5 protein-coding genes are annotated in these 4,738 nt (G+C 52.9%); 3 read left to right on the top strand and 2 right to left on the bottom strand.

Features of this window, described 5'->3' with window-relative positions:
• Positions 1-288 precede the first annotated feature (288 nt).
• Positions 289-603, top strand: coding sequence for a DUF4143 domain-containing protein (locus AC5LBQ_RS09385; RefSeq protein WP_491681063.1), 315 nt, complete (start codon positions 289-291; stop codon positions 601-603).
• A gap of 124 nt (positions 604-727) precedes the next feature.
• On the opposite strand, the gene AC5LBQ_RS09380 is transcribed toward AC5LBQ_RS09385, so the two are convergent.
• The gene (locus AC5LBQ_RS09380) at positions 728-1,015 is read right to left on the bottom strand and encodes a helix-turn-helix domain-containing protein (RefSeq protein WP_295028336.1); all 288 of its coding nucleotides are present in this window, start codon (positions 1,013-1,015) and stop codon (positions 728-730) included.
• Positions 1,016-1,193: 178 nt separating this feature from the next.
• Here AC5LBQ_RS09380 and AC5LBQ_RS09375 point away from each other — a divergent pair, with 178 nt between their 5' ends.
• Together AC5LBQ_RS09375 and AC5LBQ_RS09370 are read left to right on the top strand one after the other, a co-directional pair.
• Positions 1,194-2,486, top strand: coding sequence for an AIPR family protein (locus AC5LBQ_RS09375; protein WP_491681064.1), 1,293 nt, complete (start codon positions 1,194-1,196; stop codon positions 2,484-2,486).
• A 384-nt stretch (positions 2,487-2,870) separates the two neighbouring features.
• The gene (locus AC5LBQ_RS09370; RefSeq protein WP_493265309.1) at positions 2,871-4,286 is read left to right on the top strand and encodes an ATP-binding protein; all 1,416 of its coding nucleotides are present in this window, start codon (positions 2,871-2,873) and stop codon (positions 4,284-4,286) included.
• A gap of 229 nt (positions 4,287-4,515) precedes the next feature.
• Here the strand turns inward: AC5LBQ_RS09370 and AC5LBQ_RS09365 are convergent.
• The coding region (locus AC5LBQ_RS09365) for a hypothetical protein (protein ID WP_493265308.1) at positions 4,516-4,738 on the bottom strand (223 nt) is incomplete at its 5' end.

Here is a 4,738-nt window from a genome sequence, read left to right as displayed (position 1 = left end):
GGGAGAATAGCCGGGTAGCTGCCAATAATGGCAGCTACCCGGCTATTCTCCCCCTATAATCCCCAACACCGAAGCATCCACGCACTATGACCTACAAAATTACCACCGTCTCGGGTACCGCCACTTTTCATACCAAACGCTTCGACTCACGCAGGTACTCGCTACTTCAATCACGATCCCAGCCAAGTTGCCTAACAAAATGACGCCATTTTACCTAAAACAGTTCAGGGATGCTGTAAATCCAAGGAAAGGTTCGGGCAAAATATACATACCTACGAGTCCCGGGCGATGAGCCCGGGCACGTTAAATAGCTCTCTTGAGGCACTGGGCGGAACCCTTTATCACTACCGAGACAAAAATGGCTTGGAGTGCGACACCATCGCCCACCTAGATGACGGCAGATACGCGTTGATTGAAATCAAGCTCGGAAGCGACGCGGCCATCGAAACCGGCGCGGCCACGCTAAAACGGCTCGCCGGGCTCATTGACACCAGCAAAATGCGCGCCCCCTCTTTCCTGGCAATCCTCACCGGAGTCGGAGACTTCGCTTACCAGCGCCCAGATGGGATTTACGTGATTCCGATAGGAACACTGGGCTGTTGATGCTGGCTGCTGGTTATTTCCGGGTCTGTTGGGGCTATGGTCATAAGGTCATGGACCGCCGCCCCTAACCGTACGACTCTTGAGCTTGACCCCAAGGTGCTTTGAGACAGCTGATTTCATCGGCTCAGTTGTACCCTAGTGCTTTTGAGATGTCCTTGAATAGAGTCACCTTATCGACCTGAAGCGCAATGGCCAGCTGGCAAAGGGTCTCTATCGAGGGGAGATTTTTTCCGTTTTCCAGGTTGGCAAGCGATTTTTCTGAGATCCATCCTTTACGCAGGAGGTTCAGTTGCTCCACTCTCTCTATAAAGCCCTTACGAGATCGGGGAAAATCTGTGAGATCCGCCCGGTAGTTGTAAAGAATGGTCCCGACATTTGTCAGAACATTTGATTCTTCGATTCTTCCCACCATTTCAACAAAAAAGTCCCTTCTGCTCTGTCCTGGAATCGTCCATATGGAACCAAGGTTCCAAATGTCCTTGACTAGGATTATGCCTTCTAGTATAGTTTAAGTAGACAGAGCAAATCGCCCTCGTCGAGCTGACTGATGAACGTTGGCTTTCGTAATCTAAAGGAAGAAGGTAAAAATCATGATTACGAATATTGAAAGCACTACTAACCGCAGTTTTCCGATCCGGACGGCAGCGGTTCGAACGATCAAATCCCCTGTAGAGGATATGGATATCACCAGGTACATTGCCTTGGTAAACCTACGCGACGTGCCTGAGGGCCTGCCGACGGAGGTAAACCCCCGCGAAACAAATATGCGGACGGCTACCGCGAGGAAGCTGCTTGACAGTGTAGAGAGCAGTGACCCGAACTTCGATGTCTATAACCGCGGTATGGTGATGATCGCGAGCGGTGTCAGGTTTGATAACACACAGTCAATTTTGACTGTAGAGTTTGACTCTGACAATTCGCGTTTCGGAGTGCTCGATGGTGGACACACGTACCGAGCGATTCTGGAGCGGCGTGATGGAATCCCCAGCGACATTGACAAATTTGTCATGATGGAGATTTTGGTTGGAAAGGATCTGAGCGTTGCAGACATTTCGGATGCCCGCAATACTTCGGTGCAAGTTAGCGATATTGCCTTGTACAACCTCGAAAATCGCCTCAATCCAATAAAGGATGCTATTGAGGAATGTGATTTTGCGGGAAAGGTTGCCTATAAAGACAATGAGGACAAAGACATTCCAGTCTCTGATCTGTTGAAACTCATGTTTACTTTCAACATAAAAAAGTATCCTGATAACAGCAGTTTTCCAATTTCAGCGTATTCGGGGAAGGCTATGGTTTTCAAGGATTACAAGGCTGAATACGATGCCCACGGAAATTCGGATCAGAACATTTACATGAGCTTGTCCCAGTTGCTTCCCGAGTTGGTGGAACTCTATGAAGCGATTCAAGTGGATATGCCTAAGTTTTATGATGAGAATCACAACGGAAGAGCTCGTTTTGGAGGGGTTCGGGGTATTGAAGGCAGAGGGAATTACAAGACAGATTTCAACTCTCTTCATGCAGATTACAAGATTCCGACCGGGTATCTCATGCCGGTTTTCGGGGCATTTCGGGCTTTGCTCGTCAATAATGCCGCGGAAGGAAAGCCTTATCAGCTTGAATGGGTGTTTCCTCCTTTGGAATATTGGGAAAAAATGGGTCAATCTCTGGTGAAAACCCTGTTCAATTACGGGACATTCCCTAATAACACCGGTAAAAACACCAGTGCTTGGGAGGCTTTGTACCAGGCGGTGAAGAACCAGATGCTTGACGATCAAAAGCAAATGACTGAGGAAGACAAGCTGAAACTGGCAGACCAAAATCGTGAGCTTGAGGATCAAATCCAGAAACTTCAGGCTCGCGTGAAGGAACTGGAAGGCTAGGTCAAAGTCGCGGGTTTCCTCCAGTGGGCGGCGGTTTTCTTCTCAGAAGAGAGCCACCGCCCACGTCTCTGTTGGGATGTGGCATAACGTGAGAGCGGCTGGTTGTCAATACCTTTCCCTTTTGGTGAGGTATTGACATGCCTAGGTTGGATAATTTGCGTGAGCCTGCCCATGCGTGGAGTACCGACGTTGCTTTGGCATTAGTCCCTGCCAGAATCCTTTATCCGCGTGAGTCCAGCCGGCGCTCTCAACCCTGACTCTCCGCGCAGTTCAACCCCAATAGCCAGCTAACAATATCTAGATATACATGTTTGTGATATTGCTAATTGCCACCGGGGCGGGTACCATTACGGTAGGTCATGTTTTCACAAGCGGGGGTGGGTGATGCAGCGTTTTATCGGGCGCGTTCGCGAGCTAGAGGCGTTGGAGCGGGCTTGGGCCAGTAACCGGTTCGAGTTCACCGTGGTCTACGGGCGGCGCCGGGTCGGGAAAACCCGGCTAATCAGGGAATATATCGCTGACAAGCCGGCCGTGTATTTCATGGCTTTGGAGGCTGACGAGGCGACGAACTTGGCCAGTTTCTCTCGCGCGTTTTCCCAGTTCCAGGCCGTGACAGGGACGGGCTTGGCGGGGTCGCGGGCGCGCCATACTTCTTTTGAGGACCTGTTTGCCGACATGGCAGATACGGCCCGCCGAACGCCGTTTGTGCTGGTAATCGACGAGTTCCCGTACTTGGCGGGGAGTTGGCCGCCGATTTCTTCGTTGTTGCAAAAGTTCTGCGATTCGCAGTGGGCCGCGACTGGGCTGCACCTGATTCTGTGCGGGTCGTCGATGAGTTTCATGGAACGTCAGGTGCTTTCCGCGAAAAGCCCTCTCTATGGGCGGCGTACCGGCCAGATACGTTTGCGGCCTTTCGACTTTGTGGATACCGAGGATTTCCTCTCCCCGATGCCCCGCGCGGACGCCGCGATACTTTATGCCGCGACGGGTGGAGTGGCGGAATACCTGGACTTTATCGACACCGGTCAGAGCGTTACCCGCAACCTGGCCAAACTGTTCTTTGACCCCAGCGGCCGACTGGTGGAAGAACCGGGCAACCTGCTGAAACAGGAGCTGCGCGAGCCGAAACGCTACAGCTCCATTCTGCGCGCGATTGCTGACGGGGCCTCAAAACATAACCAGATTGCGACGAAAACCGGGATTCCGACCGGGGCTCTCACCAACTACCTGGATGCCTTGATAGACCTGGGGATCGTGAGCAAACAAACCCCCTGGAATGTGGCGATGAAAACGGGCGGACGGCAAACCATTTACCGGATCCAAGACGGCTGTTTCCGGTTTTGGTACCGATTCGTCCAGCCCAACCTGTCGACAATCGAGCTAGGGGCGGGGTCAGCAGCCCTGGAGGCGAACGTTGTCCCCGAACTCAACAGTTTCATGGGGCTGGGGTTCGAGCGGATCGTCACGGACCTTTTCGACCGGGACAACGCCGCCGGGAAACTGCCAGAGCTGTACCAAAATCGCGCCCGTTGGTGGGGCAACGACCCGAAAACCCGGCAATCCGAAGAAATCGACCTGGTCGCCGGGGGCGCCAAAACGACCCTGTTTATCGAAGCGAAATGGGTCGGCCAACCCGTCGGCAGCGACGTCCTGAAAACCTTGGAAACCCGCAGCAAACTGGTCAAACACCACGGCACGCCCCGCTACGCAATCTACGCAAAGTCCGGATTCACCCCGGAACTCACCCGCCACGCGAAAGCCCGTGCGGACGTGGAACTGCACAGTTTCCTGGAAAAATAGCCGCAAACTCGCGAGCGCCGCCGGACGCGAGCGTGTCCAGTTGCTGGCTTTTTAGGGCGGGTTTTACAGTTCGTGCCGCCCGGGGTTTTAGGGTCTGAGTGCGTGGATGCTTCGGGGTTTGGGGTTATAAGGTGGGATTTGGGCTGTAGCTGCCACTAATGGCAGCTACCCCGCTATTCTCCACCTTTAGGCACGCCCCCAAGGGGGTATTCCCCTCAAAAAACCTCCCCTATTTACTCAAAACCCGCCTAATATCGGCCTGAAAGTCACCGTGGCCCTGCAGTCCTAGTCGGTGTCTGCCCAGGATTCTCTGCATGTTCGCAACCTGATTTACCCTCGATTTTTCCCACCCTTTATTACCCAGAAGAAGGGTTTTTTTGAAGATGAATTTGAAGAAGAAGTTTGTGATTGGTGCTGCTTCGGTGGCGCTGGTTGCTGGCATGGGTGGCGTG

This window comes from Mobiluncus sp. (genome assembly GCF_985070215.1).
Note: the sequence above shows the minus strand (reverse complement) of the source record. Positions and strands in the feature narration are given on the sequence as shown.

What these genes read in the sequence shown, in the direction of transcription:
- AC5LBQ_RS09370 (WP_493265309.1), top strand. Translation starts at nt 2,871, where the DNA reads ATGCAGCGTTTTATCGGGCGCGTTCGCGAGCTAGAGGCGTTGGAGCGG.
- AC5LBQ_RS09380 (WP_295028336.1), bottom strand. Translation starts at nt 1,015, where the DNA reads ATGGTGGGAAGAATCGAAGAATCAAATGTTCTGACAAATGTCGGGACC.
- AC5LBQ_RS09385 (WP_491681063.1), top strand. Translation starts at nt 289, where the DNA reads ATGAGCCCGGGCACGTTAAATAGCTCTCTTGAGGCACTGGGCGGAACC.
- AC5LBQ_RS09375 (WP_491681064.1), top strand. Translation starts at nt 1,194, where the DNA reads ATGATTACGAATATTGAAAGCACTACTAACCGCAGTTTTCCGATCCGG.